The 19,355-nt window shown below is 35.8% G+C and carries 17 protein-coding genes; 13 read left to right on the top strand and 4 right to left on the bottom strand.

Going from position 1 to position 19,355, the window contains the following annotated elements; translation table 11 throughout:
* The first annotated feature begins 3 nt into the window (after positions 1-3).
* From GF867_RS06145 to GF867_RS06120, 6 genes are all read left to right on the top strand, one after another.
* Complete coding sequence (locus GF867_RS06145) at positions 4-645, top strand: hypothetical protein (RefSeq protein WP_153832221.1); 642 nt, start codon at positions 4-6, stop codon at positions 643-645.
* A gap of 1,674 nt (positions 646-2,319) precedes the next feature.
* Positions 2,320-3,144 carry an aldo/keto reductase family protein gene (locus tag GF867_RS06140; RefSeq protein WP_153832220.1) on the top strand — a complete coding sequence of 275 codons (825 nt, stop codon included), beginning with the start codon at positions 2,320-2,322 and terminating at the stop codon, positions 3,142-3,144.
* A 251-nt stretch (positions 3,145-3,395) separates the two neighbouring features.
* Positions 3,396-4,976 carry a helicase HerA-like domain-containing protein gene (locus GF867_RS06135; protein WP_366927770.1) on the top strand — a complete coding sequence of 527 codons (1,581 nt, stop codon included), beginning with the start codon at positions 3,396-3,398 and terminating at the stop codon, positions 4,974-4,976.
* A gap of 44 nt (positions 4,977-5,020) precedes the next feature.
* Positions 5,021-5,938, top strand: a complete 918-nt coding sequence (locus tag GF867_RS06130) for an aldo/keto reductase (protein ID WP_153832219.1) — start codon at positions 5,021-5,023, stop codon at positions 5,936-5,938.
* A 21-nt stretch (positions 5,939-5,959) separates the two neighbouring features.
* The gene (locus GF867_RS06125) at positions 5,960-6,808 is read left to right on the top strand and encodes an HAD-IIB family hydrolase (RefSeq protein WP_153832218.1); all 849 of its coding nucleotides are present in this window, start codon (positions 5,960-5,962) and stop codon (positions 6,806-6,808) included.
* Positions 6,809-6,835: 27 nt separating this feature from the next.
* On the top strand, positions 6,836-7,174 hold the full coding sequence (locus GF867_RS06120) for a hypothetical protein (protein WP_153832217.1): 339 nt from the start codon (positions 6,836-6,838) through the stop codon (positions 7,172-7,174).
* A 409-nt stretch (positions 7,175-7,583) separates the two neighbouring features.
* On the opposite strand, the gene GF867_RS06115 is transcribed toward GF867_RS06120, so the two are convergent.
* The 3 genes from GF867_RS06115 to GF867_RS06105 all read right to left on the bottom strand — a co-directional run bounded on the left by GF867_RS06115 (position 7,584) and on the right by GF867_RS06105 (position 9,293).
* Complete coding sequence (locus tag GF867_RS06115) at positions 7,584-7,805, bottom strand: hypothetical protein (RefSeq protein ID WP_153832216.1); 222 nt, start codon at positions 7,803-7,805, stop codon at positions 7,584-7,586.
* Entirely contained in the window at positions 7,792-8,646 is an 855-nt protein-coding gene (locus tag GF867_RS06110) for a M56 family metallopeptidase (RefSeq protein WP_253940765.1), read from the bottom strand. Before GF867_RS06110 ends, GF867_RS06115 begins: the two co-directional genes overlap by 14 nt.
* Positions 8,647-8,924: 278 nt before the next feature.
* Complete coding sequence (locus GF867_RS06105) at positions 8,925-9,293, bottom strand: BlaI/MecI/CopY family transcriptional regulator (protein ID WP_153832214.1); 369 nt, start codon at positions 9,291-9,293, stop codon at positions 8,925-8,927.
* 1,374 nt (positions 9,294-10,667) lie between these two features.
* Between GF867_RS06105 and GF867_RS06100 the strand changes: the two genes are divergently transcribed.
* The 5 genes from GF867_RS06100 to lepB all read left to right on the top strand — a co-directional run bounded on the left by GF867_RS06100 (position 10,668) and on the right by lepB (position 14,599).
* A complete protein-coding gene (locus tag GF867_RS06100; RefSeq protein ID WP_153832213.1) occupies positions 10,668-11,600 on the top strand; it encodes a helix-turn-helix domain-containing protein in 933 nt (310 codons plus the stop codon).
* A gap of 248 nt (positions 11,601-11,848) precedes the next feature.
* A complete protein-coding gene (locus tag GF867_RS06095) occupies positions 11,849-12,409 on the top strand; it encodes a hypothetical protein (RefSeq protein ID WP_153832212.1) in 561 nt (186 codons plus the stop codon).
* 740 nt (positions 12,410-13,149) lie between these two features.
* Positions 13,150-13,299, top strand: a complete 150-nt coding sequence (locus GF867_RS06090) for a hypothetical protein (protein ID WP_153832211.1) — start codon at positions 13,150-13,152, stop codon at positions 13,297-13,299.
* 269 nt (positions 13,300-13,568) lie between these two features.
* Positions 13,569-13,997 carry a hypothetical protein gene (locus GF867_RS06085; RefSeq protein ID WP_153832210.1) on the top strand — a complete coding sequence of 143 codons (429 nt, stop codon included), beginning with the start codon at positions 13,569-13,571 and terminating at the stop codon, positions 13,995-13,997.
* A gap of 122 nt (positions 13,998-14,119) precedes the next feature.
* Positions 14,120-14,599: a signal peptidase I gene (gene lepB / locus GF867_RS06080; protein WP_253940760.1), complete on the top strand. Its 480-nt coding sequence runs from the start codon at positions 14,120-14,122 to the stop codon at positions 14,597-14,599.
* Between the two features lie 66 nt (positions 14,600-14,665).
* Here the strand turns inward: lepB and GF867_RS06075 are convergent, their stop codons facing one another.
* Positions 14,666-15,685: an LTA glycolipid anchor biosynthesis glycosyltransferase, IagA/BgsA family gene (locus GF867_RS06075; protein WP_366927769.1), complete on the bottom strand. Its 1,020-nt coding sequence runs from the start codon at positions 15,683-15,685 to the stop codon at positions 14,666-14,668.
* Between the two features lie 198 nt (positions 15,686-15,883).
* Here GF867_RS06075 and GF867_RS06070 point away from each other — a divergent pair, with 198 nt between their 5' ends.
* Together GF867_RS06070 and GF867_RS06065 are read left to right on the top strand one after the other, a co-directional pair.
* Positions 15,884-16,711: a transporter substrate-binding domain-containing protein gene (locus GF867_RS06070; RefSeq protein WP_153832208.1), complete on the top strand. Its 828-nt coding sequence runs from the start codon at positions 15,884-15,886 to the stop codon at positions 16,709-16,711.
* Positions 16,712-17,443: 732 nt separating this feature from the next.
* Positions 17,444-18,889, top strand: a complete 1,446-nt coding sequence (locus GF867_RS06065; RefSeq protein ID WP_436718600.1) for a flavocytochrome c — start codon at positions 17,444-17,446, stop codon at positions 18,887-18,889.
* Positions 18,890-19,355 lie beyond the last annotated feature (466 nt).

Here is a 19,355-nt window from a genome sequence, read left to right as displayed (position 1 = left end):
ATTATGAAGAAATTTATGCTTATATTAGTCGCTATGCTACTGTCGCTTACTTTACTTTTACCTCAATCACAAGTTGTTGCTCAAGAGAATACAGATTTTCCATATAAAGGCTATTACTTGACTGAAGAAAATCGAATGATTCAAGGTTTTGTCTTTGATGATGCAAGTATCATGATTTTGCTGCGTCCTGAGAACCAACGCGATGATGAGACGAAGAACACGGAACGACTCTTTGAATTACTAAATAATTATCAAGGTCTGACCGGGATGATTGATCCTACAATGGATGCAGATGAGTTTAAGAAGTGGCAGGAAGAAAACCTAAACTTGCCAGATTATGCACAAATTTATACTGAAGTAGCCGCACAGATTACGCCTGAGATGACGCGTCAAGATATAGATGCGTTAATTGACGCACAGGATCCGCACATTGATTTTGCTAACGTGCACCATAATTTCAATGCTCCTTCAGATTATCAATTCATTACCTTACATGCACCAACGATTGAACGCTCGCAAGACCTTTGGCTTGTTAAAATTCAGACACAACGAATTTTACGCTTTGAATATGAAGAGGACTCCGATGGCGAAACAATTACGGATGATTACGGCGTGACTTATACGAAATCTGACACCATGCCATAAAGAGTCGCACTGCTTAGCTAAATTGCTGAGCAGTGCTTTCTTGTAATATGAGGTTTTATAATTTTTGTATTAATTTAGCAAGCTTTGTACTTCTGTCATCTTATGCTCATCCAAGGCGGAGGTTGCTTTCAAAGCCTCAATGATAAGCGTGACGTTCGTATTTTTCCAGCTCAATCGGCTAGGAATCGGTTAATTTGATTTCTTTATTGGTTGTCACAGCAAGCTACGCCGATTGCTCATTAACTGTTTCGCTACCGCTTTGGAACACAATTAGCTGATCTGCCTTAAGTATTCCAACAAAAGTATAGCGATATAATCAGATTAAAACGACTAAACAGAATTTAAATTCTGAAGTTTTCTTATTAAGAAGCCTATGAGTATTATGTTAATTTATCGAGGTTTATACTTCGATAATCATGTCGATAGTCGAATTGAGTTGGCACGTTAACAGGTCTAATGTGTCGACTCAATTTCCGAGTTAGCACATTAGAACAAATATCTGTATGTTTAAGCAAAAAAACCAGCTGCAAATGCGAGTATATTGCCTGGAATAAGCAAGTGACTCGTCATAATATGCTTGAAAATCGAAAAATTTACGGTAATCATGTCGATAGTCGAATTGAGTTGGCACATTAACAGGTCTAATGTATCGACTCAAATTTCGAGTTAGCACATTAGAACAAATATCTGTATGTTTAAGCAAAAAACTAGCTGTAAATGCGAGATATTGCCTGAAATAAGCAAGTGACTCGTCAAAATATGCTTGAAAATCGAAAAATTTACTGTAATCATGTCGATAGTCGAATTGAGTTGGCACGTTAACAGGTCTAATGTGTCGACTCAAATTTCGAGTTAGCACATTAGAACAAATATCTGTATGTTTAAGCAAAAAACTAGCTGTAAATGCGAGATATTGCCTGAAATAAGCAAGTGACTCGTCAAAATATGCTTGAAAATCGAAAAATTTACGGTAATCATGTCGATAGTCGAATTGAGTTGGCACATTAACAGGTCTAATGTGTCGACTCAATTTCCGAGTTAGCACATTAGAACAAATATCTGTATGTTTAAGCAAAAAACTAGCTGCAAATACGAGATATTGTCTGAAATAAGCAAGTGACTCGTCAAAATATGCTTGAAAATCGAAAAATTTACGGTAATTACGTCGATAGTCGAATTGAGTTGGCACATTAACAGGTCTAATGTGTCGACTCAATTTCCGAGTTAGCACATTAGAATCATTGAAAATAAATAAAGGGATATGCTTCGCTAATAGATTGATAATTATTAGCGGAAACTATTTAATGCGTCGATTGTAGAGTAAAACTGAGAACATCTTGTTTAAAAAGCTTTTAAAAGGGCGACTTCTTTTGCAAAAAGAAGTCATTTCATCCTTGAAGTGCAAGAAAGTGTTTCAATGTTCGAACTCGCGATCTGAGTTTAAACATTGAGGGCTTCAATCATCAAACTCACAAGCCGAGTTTAATCATTGAATCGCGAAAACTCAATAAGCTGACAGAATAAGACAATATAGTAATTACTTGATTCGTAAACTAGGTCACCCATTAATCCCTCAAACTAATCCATTTTTATTGTCTTAACAATAATGTAAACATTTACAATCAAGCCGTAAACAGCGTATAATAAACATATGACATTTGAAAGGTGGATTATATGACGATTTTAGACAAAACATTGACGCTTAACAATGGCGTTGAAATCCCACAAGTTGCCTTAGGGACTTGGCAAGTATCGATTGCAGATGCGGTAAACTCAACCGCTTTTGCGATTAAGAATGGCTACCGTCATATTGACGGTGCGCGTGGTTACAACAATAGTAAAGGAATTCGTGCAGGAATCGCGTCCAGCAAAGCAAAACGTGAAGATATCTTTATCACAACTAAAATTCCTGGCGAAGCGAAAACTTATACAGATACGATGACGGCTTTCTACCGAGAATTAGAAGAACTAGGGACAGATTATATTGATTTAGTGCTCGTTCACTGTCCAACACCTTGGCATCTATTTAGTCGTGAAGCCACACGTCCGAACTTCTATGAAGAAAACTTACAAGTTTGGCGCGCTTTGAGTGAATTATATGAAAAAGGTTTAGTTCGTGCTATCGGTGTATCGAACTTTAACGTGGCGGATATTCAAAACTTGTTAGACAATACATCGATTAAGCCAGTTGTGAACCAAATTCTGTTCCACATTGGTTATACGCAAGATGAAATTGTCAACTTCTGTCAGGAGAATGATATTATCGTTGAAGCTTATTCTTCATTGGGAACAGGGCGTTTATTAGGTAATCCAGATATCCAAGCGATTGCGGATAAATACTCAAAAACGATTCCGCAGATTTGTTACCGTTATCCAATTCAGAAAGGGCATATTATTTTGCCGAAATCTGTTCATGAAGAATATATTTTAGCAAACGCTGATTTAGATTTTGAAATTAGCGCAGAAGATATGGCCTTCTTAGACCAACTATCAATTTAAATAGTGTATAAAGGGAACTCTTTTATTTGGCGAAAGCTGGGTGAAAGGGTTTCTTATTTTGAGTGAAATACCAATAATCATCATTCAAACTATGACTTTGGATAAATATTCGTCAGAGGCTAAACTATTTCTTAGCAAATTGGAAGCTTATAAGCAAACATTACTACTTAAACAATGGTATAAGCTAACTGCCTTAAAACAACTTGTGATAAAATAGGAGTCATAAAGAACGGTTAAAGGAGGTAGAGTGTGTGACGGAGAAAGTGTATTTTGGCTATGGGAAAGATGTAGCGTCAATTGAATTATCGAAATTGAATCGTCACGGGATTATTGCAGGCGCAACGGGTACAGGAAAGACGATTACGTTGAAGGTGTTGGCGGAACAGTTGAGTGCGGCAGGGATTCCGGTGTTCCTCTCGGATATTAAAGGGGATATCGCAAGTCTGGCGGAAGCCAATACCGGAGATGGTCTGGAAGAAAGATTAACAGCAACACAGTACACCACATATGAACCACAAAGTTATCCGGTGGAAATTTGGGATGTGTTTGGAGCGGAAGGGACGCCAGTTCGAATTACCATTTCTGAAATGGGACCGATTCTCTTATCACGTTTATTAGGCTTGAATGATACGCAAACCGGCATACTGAATATTGTCTTTGCGGTAGCAGATGAGCGGGAATTATTATTGATTGATTTAATGGATTTACGTGCGATGTTAAATTATGTTGCTGACCACGCGCAAGAGTTGGGCCAGCACTATGGTACGATTTCAAAAGCTTCAGTTGGCGTGATTCTGCGCAGTATTGTGGTCTTAGAACAACAAGGAGGCCAACAATTTTTTAATGAGCCGAGTTTGGAAATAGCGGACTTTATGCGCCAGTCAGCAGATGGACGTGGCGTGATCAATATCCTAAATGCTAAGCAATTATATACACAGCCGACTTTATATGCGACCGTGTTGCTGGCATTATTATCGGAACTCTATGAAGATTTACCTGAAGTAGGGGACTTACCGCAGCCGAAGTTAGTCTTTTTCTTTGATGAGGCGCATTCACTCTTTGATGGCACACCAAAAGCCCTCCTAGACAAAATAGAACTGATTGTTCGCTTGATTCGCTCGAAAGGTGTAGGTGTCTTCTTTATTACACAGAATACAACGGATATACCTGAAGCTGTCGCCAGTCAGCTTGGGAATCGAATTCAACATGGACTCAGAGCCTTTACGCCGAAGGAATTAAAAACAGTCAAAGCAGTGGCAGATAGTTTCCGCCAAGAAAGTGGCGAAGATTTAGCGCATGTTATCCAAGAGTTGAAAGTCGGTGAAGCGGTCGTTTCAACCTTGCAAGCTGATGGGACACCGTCTATGGCTGATCGCGTCATGATTTACCCGCCACAAAGTCGCATTGGCACGATTGATCCAAGCAAACTATTGCAAGTAGTCAATCAATCACCTTTATTGGAGAAATACCAAGAGAGTATTAACCGCGAAAGTGCGCACGAACAAATCACGGCCTTAATTGAAATGGAAGAAGCAGCCTTGATTGCAGAGGCAGAAGCAGCGGCTCAAGCCGCCGAAGCAGAACGTTTAGCCAAAGAGCAAGCCAAGGCAGAGGCTAAGCAAGAAGCAGAATTAGCCAAAGAATTGGAAAAACAGCGTAAGCAAGCCGAAAAAGAAAATGAACGGGCCCGTCAGGCGGCACAGAAAGCCCGTACAAGTGCACGTCGTACAGATTCAGCGATGGATCGTTTCACGAAGAATATTATGAGTAGTGTTGGACGCGAAGTAGGTAAAGCCGTGTCGCGTGGTATTACAGGAATGTTTAAACGTTAGGCATCATCAATTAAACAAAATTGTATAGAAAAGAGGAACTTTGAATGAATTTTATGTCAGTGGGAACTACAGGGATTGAAGCAAGTCGTCTAATTTTAGGTTGTATGCGAATGAGTGAGTTATCGGTGGCTGAGGCAGCAGACGTATTAACTGCAGCTCATGCAAGTGGCATTAATTTTTATGATCATGCGGATATTTACGGTGGAGGCAAATCAGAAACAGTTTTTGCTCAAGCCGCTAAAGCAGCTGGTTTAAAACGTGATGAACTATTCTTACAATCAAAAGTTGGGATTCGTAAAGGTTTTTTTGACTTCTCGAAAGAACACATTGTATCTTCGGTAGAGGGGGTTTTAGATAGACTTGAAACAGACTATTTAGATTTCTTATTGTTACATCGTCCAGATACTTTAGTAGAGCCTGAGGAAGTCGCTTCAGCCTTTGAACAATTAGCACAAAGTGGTAAAGTTAACTATTTCGGCGTCAGCAATCAAAACCCAATGCAAATTGAGCTCTTACAAAAGTATGTGCCAATGAAACTACAAGCGAATCAGCTTCAATTTGGTCCAGCACATACCCCAATGGTGGATGCAGGTTTTAATGTGAATATGTTGGATGAAGCTGGCTTGAATCGAGATGGAAGTATCCTTGATTATTCACGACTTAAAGAAATGACGATTCAACCGTGGTCGCCATTCCAAGTAGATTTAAGCCAAGGTTTATTTATTAAACATCCAGCTTATCAAGAATTAACAGCTAAATTGCAAGCTTATGCCGACGAACGTGGTGTTACACTTGAAGCCATCGTGATGGCTTGGATTCTACGTCATCCAGCAATGATGCAACCAATTGTTGGCTCAATGAATCCAGAGCGCATCACTAAAATGTGTGAAGGGACAACAGTCGAATTAAGTCGCCAAGAATGGTATGATATATACCTAAGTGCAGGCAATAGTTTGCCTTAAAATAATTAAAGGTAGGGTATCATGACGATTAAATTAATTGCAATTGATATGGATGAAACATTTTTAAAGACGGATAAGACTTACGATGTCGCTCGTTTTAAGCGCATTTTAGCGGATTTATTAGCGAGAGATATTATTGTATGTATTGCGAGCGGGAATAGCTTCCACAAACTAGAAGCATATTTCGACGAAGAAGACCGCAATCGTTTATATTTTGCCGGAGATAATGGAAATTATATTGTGCGTGAACAAGCATTGTTGCACGCAATTTCGATTAATCCTGAAACGGTCATCTCAATTGAGCACTTCTTAGATGAATTCGATGGTTTCCATCCTAACGTGAGTACTGGAGATAAGACCTATTTCCGTGAAATGGATGAGGAAGAATTGGAAATTGTTAAACGTTATAACGACCGTATTGTGTTAGTTGAAACGTTTAATGATATCCCTGTGAATGAACAAGCAGTCAAAATCGCCATCCATAGCGAGAAGGCGTTACACGAGAACAAAACAATGGCGCGTATTATTAATGAACGATATGATGATTGCTCCGCTGTGACAAGTGGTGACGGCTGGCTAGATGTTTATCATCGTGATGGTGGTAAAGGCTCTTCGGTACGCTACTTACAAGATAAATATAATATTTCATCGGATGAAACGATGGCATTTGGCGATAGTTTAAACGATTCGTCAATGATGCGAGAGGCTCTATATAGTGTTTCAATGGGGAATGCGGATCCAGATTTAGTAGCAGAAACACGTTATCAAATCGGCAACAACAATGACCTAGCCGTTTTATCGCTGTTGGAAGAGTTATTAGCGAATGATTCGATGGCATTCATGAAGAAATACCGTACACATAAACGTTAAAATTTAGAATAGTAAAGAAGGTTAATTATGGCGAAGAAACCAACCAATCGCACAAGCAAGCACCAACGTCGAGAAAAAGAAGAAGAATTTGTTCAAATCGATATTTTTAAAGTGCCTGCTCAACAAGCTGAAATGTACAATGTTTTACGTGAAGCTGTTGCTGAAGAAAGTTTAGAAATTTGGGGCGCAGAGTTTGCGAAGGCTGAACGAGTGAGTGATAATCCTGAAGAGGGTGAAGCAGTCGTAGCTTATGACGCCGAAGGCGTAGAACAAGCGCGCTTATACTTGAATCCAAGTAATATTTCACAGGCACAGAAAGCCCGCGATAAAGATCAACTTGCGAAGTTTTTAGAAAACCAACTTTAAGCAAATTGCTTATAACCTAGAATTTTAAAAGAAAAGAACGCATGAGCAGAGCGATATCTCTGACAATGCGTTCTTTCATTTTTATATTTTAAGGGTTTATTGTTTAGCATTGATCCTTTGCTCACCTGGATGGTTTGCTAAAGTGGTAGTCATTTCCTAGCGTTCACAGACGTTGGTACTTTTCCAGCTGACATTAACACCAGTTCAATCGGCTAAACTCTGATCAATTTGCTGCGCCGATTTCCCCTGATACCGTTTTTGCAACACCACCACGGAAATCTACGCATGGAAGATTAAATGGAATTCAAGATGTATTATAAACAACGAAGCTAAACAAATATTAAGTAATCACAGAGAAAGTCCGAATTGTTCCTCTGTTAGGAACAAGCGACGCGAATGATTATGTGTATCATACTGGTTCCCAAACACTTATCCAAGTATCTGTAGAAACATTTAACAATCTACGATGTAATACACCGTTGATTATTTTATAACGCCATTCAATAGCATTAGCAAAAGGTTCAACAATAGTATTATCAGCGATAATACTTTGGGCGCTCACAGAATCGTTAGCAGTAAAAATTGTCGTTAATATAATAAAACTGATAGTAAACATTTTAATTAGTTTCACTTTTAATATCATCCTTTGTTTTAAAAATTGGCAAGGTATTAAACGATTCGTGTTTAATATCTTCGATAGTTTGAATTAATTGATCATTAACATACAATTCGTATTCATCATTAGTATTTAGAAATAAATAAGCATTATCTTTAGTAATTAGAAAGGATTCATCACGTTTTGTGCTATTCTCATAATAGGGTTCAATTATAATCGAAGTTGAGAAATAAAAACCAATTAAAAACAAAACCACCAAAGTGGATAATTTCGGTTTGAACTTATTGTTATTTAATATATTAACCGAACGCTGATAAAGTGGTTCTTCAGAGACCGCATTAAAATATAATGCAAAATCTGAAGCTTTAGTTGAATAATTTTGTTCGTTTTGAACTTTCAGCATTAATTGAATATATTCAATTCGTTCTTCGGTAGAAAAATTTTCAACCAGTTCTTCATCAACTCGAAGTTCAATAATCGTTGAAAATTGTTCTCTAAAAATGTACATTAAAGGATTCCACCAATAAATAATTACAAGGAATTCGTAGATACCTTTAACAATTAAATCGAATCTAGAAATGTGTAAATACTCGTGTTTCAATATGTTCGTCAATTCAGTTTCGGTAAAAAATGTATTAGGCAATAAGATGATTGGTTTTATAAAACCAATTACACAAGGAGACTTAATTTCGGAGAGAACTCTTACCTTGTGTTTTTGATAATTTTCCGGCAATGTTTTATTGAAAAAATTGACTGAGTAACTATAGTTGACAATTTTTTTGAAATTAATGAGGCTTTTAATTTGTTTGATTAATTTGACGAAACTTACACTACCCCATAGTATACAAAATAACATCATAAGACTTGTATTGATCAACGGCAGGTCTGCAATTAATATATCACGCACAAATGGAAAAATAACTTTTGAATAGATAGAAATGGTATAGGTATACTCCACTGGTAGTAACATTCTAAAGATAAATAGAAGTGAAATTAAATTTAATATTCTAGCAGATATCATAGATTTGTTACTTATTTTTTTCATTAAATAATGTTGCAATAAAATAAAAGGTGTACTTAAGACTATCGATATAAAAATGGTTTTAAACGAAAGATTCATAGACCAGTCTCCGTTTACTCTGATTTTCGTGCTTGTTCAAGTAGTTCTTCAATTTTATTAATTTCTTCTTCAGAAATTTTTTGTTCCTGGCCAAGAAATGCTGTCATAAATTTTTGTAGGTCTATCGATTCGAATTGTTTAACGATAAATTCTTCTTGACTAATTGTCGGTAGGTAACATCGAGAAAGTGCTTTTCCGCTAAAAACAATCTCATCGACTTCAATAAGTTTGTTCTTTAGTAGATTTCTAAGTGTTGTTTGAACCGTACTCATAACAAGATCTTCATTCAAATCACAAATTTGTTTTGCAGTCAGTGCTTCATTGGCTTCCCACATTAAAGAAAGAATATCTCGTTCCCGATTACTAATCCTATTTTTTAACATTTTTATCACCTCTTTTAATTATAATATAACATATAAAAGTTATCGAAAGAAGTAAAGGTAATCGATTCTTTATATTATATAAATGATGATTTAAGTTTTACTCAAAAATTACGTCAAGAATTCAAACTAGATTTCTGAAAATTTTACTATGATAGCACTGGATTATTTATAAATCATTTGTGTATTCAAATGAATAACCACAGATCTGGCAAGGAGAAGCCAATAAATGTTCGACATATTTCATAATGTGATTTTTCCAAGATATCATCTATCATAAAGTTTTTTTTATTCGTCAAGGGATGAACCTTACTTATTTAGACCCCCTCAAGCTAAGCTTTGACTAGTGAAATTCATATATAGCCGTATAAAATCAGAAGAATTAGAATAAACTTTTCGGTTATATACTGATTTTGATCAAGAATGATTTGGGTTTTCTTGACGTGTGTGCTTTAAGATGCAAATGGAAAAAGTCATTTACAATGACAGTAAACATTTATATACCTAGCGCATAAGTTCTCTCATGAAATGACAACAGTCAAAATTTCTTCTCTGCTTTCTAGTTTTTTTCATTCTAATTAAATTGATTCGCATATTTAGTTCTACATTCTCGTTATCGAGTCCCTAATAATGATCCTTTACATCAGTAGTCATTTCTGAAAAAAAATAATTCATTTATATACATTAACTTTAGTTGGTCAATATTTTATTAATTTTTATGCACCACTAGTCATAAACTATAAAAAAGCACCAATGCACTGGCACTATCGTGGCATTCAACTTCAAAAAACTTAAGGTAAAAAGCTGATATTTCTAATCTTAAGCATATTTGTGAGTATCCATAACCGTGAAAGGGCGTATAGATGGTGCAACCGAAACAATCTGTTGTTCGCAGAACGATTGCTTAATATCGAGAAGATCAAATAGCCACAACAATTATTTTTACTGGAAGACAAACCTTATTAAAATATTGCTTAAATAATTTAATTAGCTGTTTTAATGCACTTTTCAGCTAGAATTCAGCTTTTTATATTTACTAGTCTTGAGTATTATTCGTTCAATTTGAGTAAAGATATTTTTATTATCCTTTTATATAAAGCTGGATTTAGTTTCTAATAAATTAATCACTTGTTCTCTTTTTTTAACAACTTTACAATCTATCATACGACTATTCGCTTATACAACTTCTTTTGGTAATAACATTAAGTAAAAATAGATATTAAACATATTTCTTGGTTACGATTACAAATAAAAACAATAGATATTATTGACAATATATAATATAACTGTTAAGCTGTGTTTGAAATCGATTTCAAATTAAGAAAGTTTTAGTAATACTAATTTTGTTTCAATGAAACTTATAGTTTAATAAAAAGTATGAAAACTAATAGATATTTTACAATAACAAAAGAACACTTGGACGAGTTGGCACATCATCTAAAACTAGCAAAGAATGTCACATCTTATCGCCGCATTCAAGCAGTGATGTTACGCGGAGAAGGGAAGACCATTGTTGAAATTGTGTCCTTCACACAAACTGCTCCCCGTACCATTACCACTTGGACCCAAAGATACCTAGAGGAAGGCCTTCAAGCGTTTATGACGAAAAATCGAGGCGTTAGGAGAAACGCAAAAACATCCGAGGAGAAGGAAAGAAAAATGAATAGAAAAAACCTAAGAGTTGTTGCATTAGTAATTATACTTTTAAGTTATTATTGCTTTAATGACAATAGAGAATTTCTAGTTAAGGCTATCGATAAAGTAGAATTTCCAAGCGAGCAACTGGTACCTAAAAATAAAGCTTTTGTTAATAAAGAATCCGAAATAATTTCCTATATCTTTGGCGAGGATGAGATATATTTAATCTATAATAATGAAGACAGCGCAAAGGAGTGGGAAAATAAAAAAGGGATAACAATAGATTCAGTGAACCAATTAGACTATCCGTTAACTGTGAAAGAATTAATTAAATTAGTATTGAAGATTGTACCTGGAGAACACACTGTTGTTGAGATATCAAATGCCTCTTATGACTCGAAAGATGTGACAATAGTTTGGCAAGTCCTACTGGATGAAGTTAATGTAGAAACTGACCCAACAAACATACATGTCAATTATGGAGTGAAAAATTTTGTTTTTTCTATTGAAAGCTTAGAGGATTTGAATACGAACAATACTATAGTTTTTGAGGATACAATTGTTACACTTAATAATCAATTTGGAAATGATCCTGAGGTTTCGTTTTCGAATGATCCATTATGGAATAATTTTATGGATCATAATCATAATTTATACGAAGTAATAAATTGATTCTTGATTTCATATTACTGTATTTATATACCAATATCACCAAATAGAAATGGTATTTGTTATGAAATAAAATGTGGAACTGCCTATGTTACAGAAAATAATTTAGGAGTTCTTGTAGGAAGTTGGCGATCTTATGCCATACAAGTAAGCTTTCAACTAATACGTACTATTATACCAACTCCCCAAGATATACTAGTGCAAATGAAATCCCTAGTATTCAAAGAAGATATCAATGGAAGGTGAAGAATGTGAAGAAAATTATTCTTATCATATTAAGTATCAGTTTTTTAATAACTTTTGATAGAAACATAATATTCGCCAGTTCAATAGAAGAAAAATTTATTCAAGCTCTGTACGAAATTAATTACGCTGAAGCAGTCGAGTTTGATGCTTCATTAAATCAGGAAATGAAAAATAAAATTGACACTCTTGAAGATACAGAAAGTAGTTGTCCAATAAAATTGTTCTCGTTTGACAGTGATTTTATACAGAATAATATTCTCACATCTTTTCATGATATTGTTGACGAAACTTACCTCGACAAGTTATTGATTAACGGATGGATTACCGAAAAGTATACAACAGCCTTAACGAATAAATCTGATTTTAAAATTGATCAGCTCACCTTAATCAGTGAAGAAACGAGCAATGAGGCAATCAAACAAAAGTGGCAATTTATACTCGTTGAAACTAGTGTTGTGGACTTACAACAAATCGATTTGTGGGAAATCGAAGTTGTGACGTATCGGTCCTTAGAATCTCAAAAAATAACTTTTCTTAAAGAATTGAGAAGGCAGGCACAAGATTAAACAGTAAGAAATATCGGGTGAGCTCAGAAAAGAACTCAATGAAACATAGTGAATCTTCTCGGCATATCGTTATGGTCTTTAGGTTCTTTTTTTCAAAAACTGACTTGAGTCTTGCCAACCATCTATAAACTGATTTTCTACTTCAAAAGCCAGTGAGCTGATAGTATCATCAGTACTCACTGGCTTAATTGTGATTCAATCTTCGAATAATGAGCCAACATATCATGAACGATATCTTAACCGTTTTATTCCGGTGGAGCATACGTTGAAAGCGGGCGGTAGTGTTTTGGTTCCCGTAAGTATGTGGCACAATATTATCAATGAGGGTTCAGAAGATGATTACGGTCTACGGTGCAATCGCACATAAGCCGGGGACTGTTTATGAGACGTTACAAGACGACTTAGATGACCCGAACGAACATTGCCTGAATAAGAGATAGTTTTTTATAAAAACAAGCTAGAGCAAGAAGACTCGATTCAAAATACATATTCAAATGAATTAAACACACAGACAGAGGTTTGAATCAAGATTTAGACACGGAAGAATTAAATACAGAGACAGAAGATTTAAATCAAGCTCAGTTGCTGAACTATCTGACCCGCAAATTGAACTATCTGAAGAGCGGATAGAAAATTCTGAAGATACTAACCAAATTTCAGAATATGAGAAAATGTCAAATAATTTAGAGGAAATTAAGAAGTTTGACACAGCAATAAATCAAAGAAGTAGCAGTAAACAAATGGTAGTGACATATACTTTTAGTGCAATACCACCTGAACGAGTATTTTATGATGATGGATATTATAAGGGATATCTAGCTCGACAGTATATTTCATTTTATCAAGGTTTATATTATGCACAATATGCTGGAATTGTGATTATGTATTAGCAAATGAGGTGGGATTTTTTAGTTTCAATCTTGGATTTAAATTTGTATTAAAATGAAATATTGGTTAAAATTCAGATTAACGAAATATATTTTGTGAAATCAATTAATTAGATAAATTATCCTCAAAATTTGTTAATTTATAAATTAATCTTGAATGTATTATCAATTATTGATGAATAACTGAAAAGTTAATAATTATCATTGTTTTTTTGTTTAATCTTAAATTTTGTGTTTCAAAGAGTATCTAATTATGCAAGGAGATGATAAATATGAAAGCCAAAGTTCGTTATGCGTTGCTTGCCATGATTTTTCTAACTGTACACACAAGTGAAGCGAGTATAGTTTCTGCTCAAGCTAGTTCCTTCTTAGCAGACGTTGAAAGGGTAGATAAAGTCGAAGATGATCAAGCGATACACTTTATCGATGAGAATGATCCATTGTTTAATGAAGTGTTCTATTACCTCGGTGTCGATGAAGAGTTAGATAAACTCATGTTTGAAAATTTTCCTTTACTAACAGTTGGTGTCACTAAAAAATATACAGATGCTTCATTGATTCCTGAAACGATTTATTATAATTCTTATGGTTATACGGGCTATATTCCAAAAGTATCTCAAGATAAGCAAACGGCAGAGGGGTTTGTTGAAGTTGTTTATATTGGCGTTGTGTTCAGAAATGGTCCTACTGTAACAGAATAAGTGATAAAAAAAAGATTAAGGCAATTAGAGAAACTATATTAAGTTGTTTCTAGAAAGTAATTTGGTATTACCAAATATGAGGAAGAGTTGGCATCGTTAAAGAAATTCTGCTGAAAAATAAGTTGTTTATTTTGTTAGGTTTGGTCTTTATAGTTTCTAGACTGTTCTTTCCATTGTATGAAGTCGATGGAGCTTCTATGGATTATACGTTACAAGATGGACAAAGGGTGATTGGAACAAATCAATTTGAAGTGAATCGATTTGATATCGTGATTATCGATGTTCCTGAGCTTAATAAATACTATGTAAAAAGAGTGATTGGTCTGCCAGGTGATAAAATAGCGTATAAAAATGATTGCTTATATATTAATGATAAATTCGTTCCAGAGTCCTACCTAAATGACAAGAAGGAAGAATGGTCATTATTGACAAGGGATTTCTTAATTGAAAAAATCCCTGAAGGAGAGTATTTTGTACTGGGGGACAATCGTCGTAACTCTATCGACAGTCGACAATTAGGAACGATTAAGGAAGCTAATATTCTTTCTGAGCTGTTAGCTATTTACTGGCCTTTGAATCAAATGACCGTATTATCTCATTAAATGATTTAAACAATAAGCGCCCACAAGTTAAGAGGACTCGTGGGCGAATTTTTTTAGTGCTGTGTTTTATTTATGGCGTTGTTTCGCTAATTCATAAGCTTTCTCATACACTTCGCGTAATTGTTCGCCAATTGCAGGCAAGTTACGATCGAGTGCAACTTGATAGGCAGCTTCTGTTAAAGAAGGTAGTTCCTTATTCTTGAAAGCACGAATCTTTTGTTCAAACTCATTGATATCTTTCGCTTTATAAGTGGTCTCTCCGTCGATTAGCCAGTCATCGAAGACGGGAATATCACGGACAATGAAATCGGCTTTAGAGGCACAAGCTTCAATCGCAGGAATACCTTCCGTTTCTTCATGCGTTGGAAAGATATATAGATCACTACCTTGCAAAGCCAGCAGAATGTCTTGATTATCGACATAGCCTGCAAAGTGTAAGTTCGGTAAGGCTGTCTCGACTGCCTCTTCAATTTCATCAGGCACCAGGGACAGATCAGTGTAGCCGAACCAAATAAATTTGACATCAGGCATTCGCTTGGCCAATTCAACGAAGTCTAAAATTCCTTTCCGTTTTAAGTAAAGACCAATTGCCATTACGACAAAGTCATTTTCTTCGTAACCATATTGAGTTTGGAACTTTTCGCGCGCATTTTTTATAGGATTAAAGCGTTCCATATCGATACCGTTGGAAATAGCGACCACTTCTGTCTCTAATTCATAAGTATCCAGTATTTTTTTTGAATAATTAGTAGGCGTAATAATAATATCTCCGAGTTTATAACATTGTGTAATCCATTGTTTAAAGAGGGGCGCGATTTGATTAGAGAAACGGAATGAATCGCGGAAATCTTCCTCGGTTGAATGCGCATGATAAACTACAGGAGTTCCTTTCTCGCGTATTTTGCGAGCGAAAAGTCTGGATTTCGGAAAATATGTATTGATGTGCAATAAGTCAAACTCATCGTCCGAGTCTGTTGTAAATTCGATACCAGCTAATTCGAGCGCACGCATTTGGTGTTGAATGGACTTGCCTAAGCCGGATTTTTTAATTCTATCTAAATGTTCACTATATAATAAAACTTTCACGTCAAGACTCCTTTGCCAGATGCATTCTAGCTCCAGTTTAACGAACTCTTGAATACTTGGCAACTGAAATCCAAGATAATCAGTCTAAGGACTGAAAGGACGTTGTTACTTAGGAAAATTTTAGACTTTCTAGCATTGCAATCGACTACAAAGATTGCTATACTTTTTCCATGTATAAATGAAAGGTTGGATAGATTTATGAGAAAACATTTAAAAATGCTTTTAGTCTCACTTGTTGCTCTGTTGTCATTTTCTGCAACAACTAGCACAGTTTTCGTTAAAGCTGAAGACGATAAACCCTTATTGGTAGGTATGGAAGCAGCTTACCCTCCATATAACTGGACACAATCTGATGATAGCAACGATGCAGTCGCTATTCAAAACTCGCCCGATTTCGCAAATGGATATGATGTACAAATTGCGCGTAAAATTGGTGAAGCTTTAGGTCGTGAAGTTGTGATTGTTAAAACAGAGTGGGAAGGATTATTACCAGCTCTACAATCTGGCAAAATTGATATGATTATTGCAGGTATGTCTCCAACAGAAGAACGTGCAAAAGTAATCGACTTCTCAGATCCATACTACAGTATTCAATTCGCAATGGTTATGTTAAAAGATTCTGCTTATGCTGAAGCTAAATCAATCAGTGATTTTGCAGATGCTAAAGTAACAGGTCAACTCGGAACATTACATTATGCTTTATTAGAACAATTAGAAGGTGCAAATATTCAACAAGCCATGGATGCTTTCCCAGTAATGCGTGTAGCTTTACAATCTAAACGTATCGATGCTTATGTTTCAGAAATTCCAGAAGCAATTTCTGCAACAAACGCTTTAGCTGATTTCACGTATGTATTGCTTGATCCATCATTCGATGTACCAGAAGCAGACGCAACTATCTCAGTGGGTCTTAAAAAAGATAGTCCATTATTAGAAGAAATCAATAAAGCTTTAGCTGAAATTTCTGATGAAGAACGTGAAGAAATTATGGAAAAAGCCATTAACACTCAACCAGGTGCTAATTAATTTATAAAACATTCAATCATCTACTCGCGAAGGGTAGGTGATTTTTTTGTTTAAGGGATTATTTTTGCTTCGCTCAGCATATTGTTTTTCAAGGCGGCGGTCGCTTTCAAAGCCTCACTGGCGTTCGTGCTTTTCCAGCGCAATCGGCTAGGCTCTGTCTACTTCGCTTTGCTCATAGACAGAGCAAGCTACGCCGATTGCCTTTTGTACCGCTTTGGAAAACAATAAGCTGTGCTACGTTAAGTGTTCCAACAAAAATAAAGCAATATAATCAAGTTAAAACTGCTAGACGGAATTTAAAGTCCTCAGACTCGTCCGAGGGTTTCTGATTTTAAGTGTTTATTTGTGTTTCACTCATCATACTAATTTTTCTAACAATGCGGATTAAGAAACTTTTTGTAGATGCTTTATCCGGCTACTTTATTATGTAAAGTGATAAACTTCTGACATTGTGAAAAAACGACAAAAGAACAATGAACGTTTACTAAAAGAGTGAAAGTAGTTGAAATTATTTGATATAAAAGATAGAATAAAGGTGTCTTGACAGTTGGTTGAGGAGAATATTTTGTTGGAGTCGTTTTTTTTACTACAACAAGTGAATGAATGAGCATTAAGGTGTTTCGTTATTTGGTTGTTTTAGTAGTAATTAATCGCCGATAGAAAATGAGGGGGAAATAAAAGATGAAGAAATTCTCGAAAATTTTGATGTCATTACTGATGGTTTTAGCAGGAATGTTGAATGGTGTTTATGGTTTAAGTACAGTAGCTGCGCAATCTGACACAGATGTTGAATCAGGTGCGAGTGAAAATGTTTATGAATACACGGATCCAGCTGAACTAGCAGATGCATATGACATTATTGTCATTGGTGCTGGTGGTGGCGGAATGGCTGCGGCTATCTCGGCTAAAGATTCAGGTGCTAATGTTGTTGTGTTTGAAAAAATGCCAATAGCTGGTGGGAATACATTAAAATCTTCCGCAGGAATGAATGCTTCTGAGACTAAATTCCAAGAAGCAGAAGGTATAGAAGATAGTAATGATCTATTCTTTGATGAAACACTTGTAGGTGGTAAAGAAACGAATGATCAAGAGCTACTCCGTTACTTTGTTGATAACTCAGCGAGTGCCATCGATTGGTTGGATTCAATGGGGATTACTTTGAGTAATTTAACAACTACTGGTGGTATGAGTGTTGAGAGAACTCACCGTCCAGCTGATGGATCTGCTGTTGGTGAATATTTAGTGGATGGCTTAATTCGAAATGTTCTAGAACGAGATATTCCTTTGTTTGTTAATTCAAATGTTGTGGAAATTCTGCAAACAGATGGAGCGGTATCGGGCGTTAAGGTTGAAATCAATGGTGAAACTGTTGAAGTTCAAGCAGACGCTGTAATTGTCGCAACAGGTGGTTTCGGTGGAAATCTTGAAATGGTCACAGAGTATAATTCTGATTTAGATGGCTTTGTTACAACGAACCATGAAGGAGCTACTGGTGATGGACTGTCAATGGCTCAAGCATTAGGAGCAGCTTTAGTGGATATGGAACAAATTCAAATTCACCCAACTGTTGAGCAAGAAACTTCTTATTTAATTACTGAAGCTGTGCGTGGAGAAGGCGGAATTTTGGTCAACCAGAGTGGTGAACGTTTCCATAATGAGTTAGATACTCGTGATAATGTTTCAGCAGCGATAATCGCCTTGCCTGAGCAATACGCTTATGTTGTGTTTGATGAAGCGTTAAAAGGTCGTGTCACTGCCATTAATAAATATGAGTCAATGGGCTTAGTAGTTAAAGGGGATACTATTGAAGAATTAGCGGAGCAAATTGAAGTGCCGGTTGAAACATTACAAGCGACATTAGATGCTTGGAATGCAAGTGTTACAGCGGGTTCTGACGAAGCGTTTGGCCGTACAACAGGTATGTCGATTGGTTTAGAAGAAGCGCCATATTATGCCATTAAAATTGCGCCAGGTATTCACCACACAATGGGTGGTTTGAAAATCAATACCAATGCTGAAGTATTAAATGAAGACGGTGAAGTAATTCCAGGTCTATATGCAGCGGGTGAAGCTTCAGGTGGTTTACATGGACAGAATAGAATTGGTGGTAACGCCGTAGCGGACATTATTATCTACGGTCGCCAAGCTGGTTCAAAAGCTGCTGAATTTATAAAATAATAAGACGGAAAGTTAAAAAATCTCAATATACTTTATTGACCTCCATGAATTAGATGAAAATCTAACTTATGGAGGTTTTGTTTCACTAAAGATGATACGTTTAGGATGAATTGAATTGAATTTGTAAATTGATCATCTTACACGCTCTCAAAATCTTTACGAAGGCTTAGAAATTTCAGCACAATAGACTTTTAATCGTGTTCCAGTTTAGAAAATTGAAGCACGATTGGCTTTTAAACATGTCTTAGTTTAGAAAAGTGGAGCACGATTGGCATGTAATCATGTCTCAGTTTAGAAAAGTGAAGCACGATAACGGTGTTGGTGTGTAATATTTTGGCTGAATCAAAGTTTGTTGCGGTGCTTTCATTCTTCCTTTTTTCACCAACCTCACGAGGGATATTTCTAGGCAGTAAGATTTGAATATGTCATAATGAAAGCGGATTATTACTTGGATAACTTAGGGTAA

This window comes from Fundicoccus ignavus (assembly GCF_009659375.1).
Classification (GTDB): Bacteria; Bacillota; Bacilli; order Lactobacillales; family Aerococcaceae; genus Fundicoccus; species Fundicoccus ignavus.
This window is presented reverse-complemented; position numbering and strand designations above follow the sequence as displayed.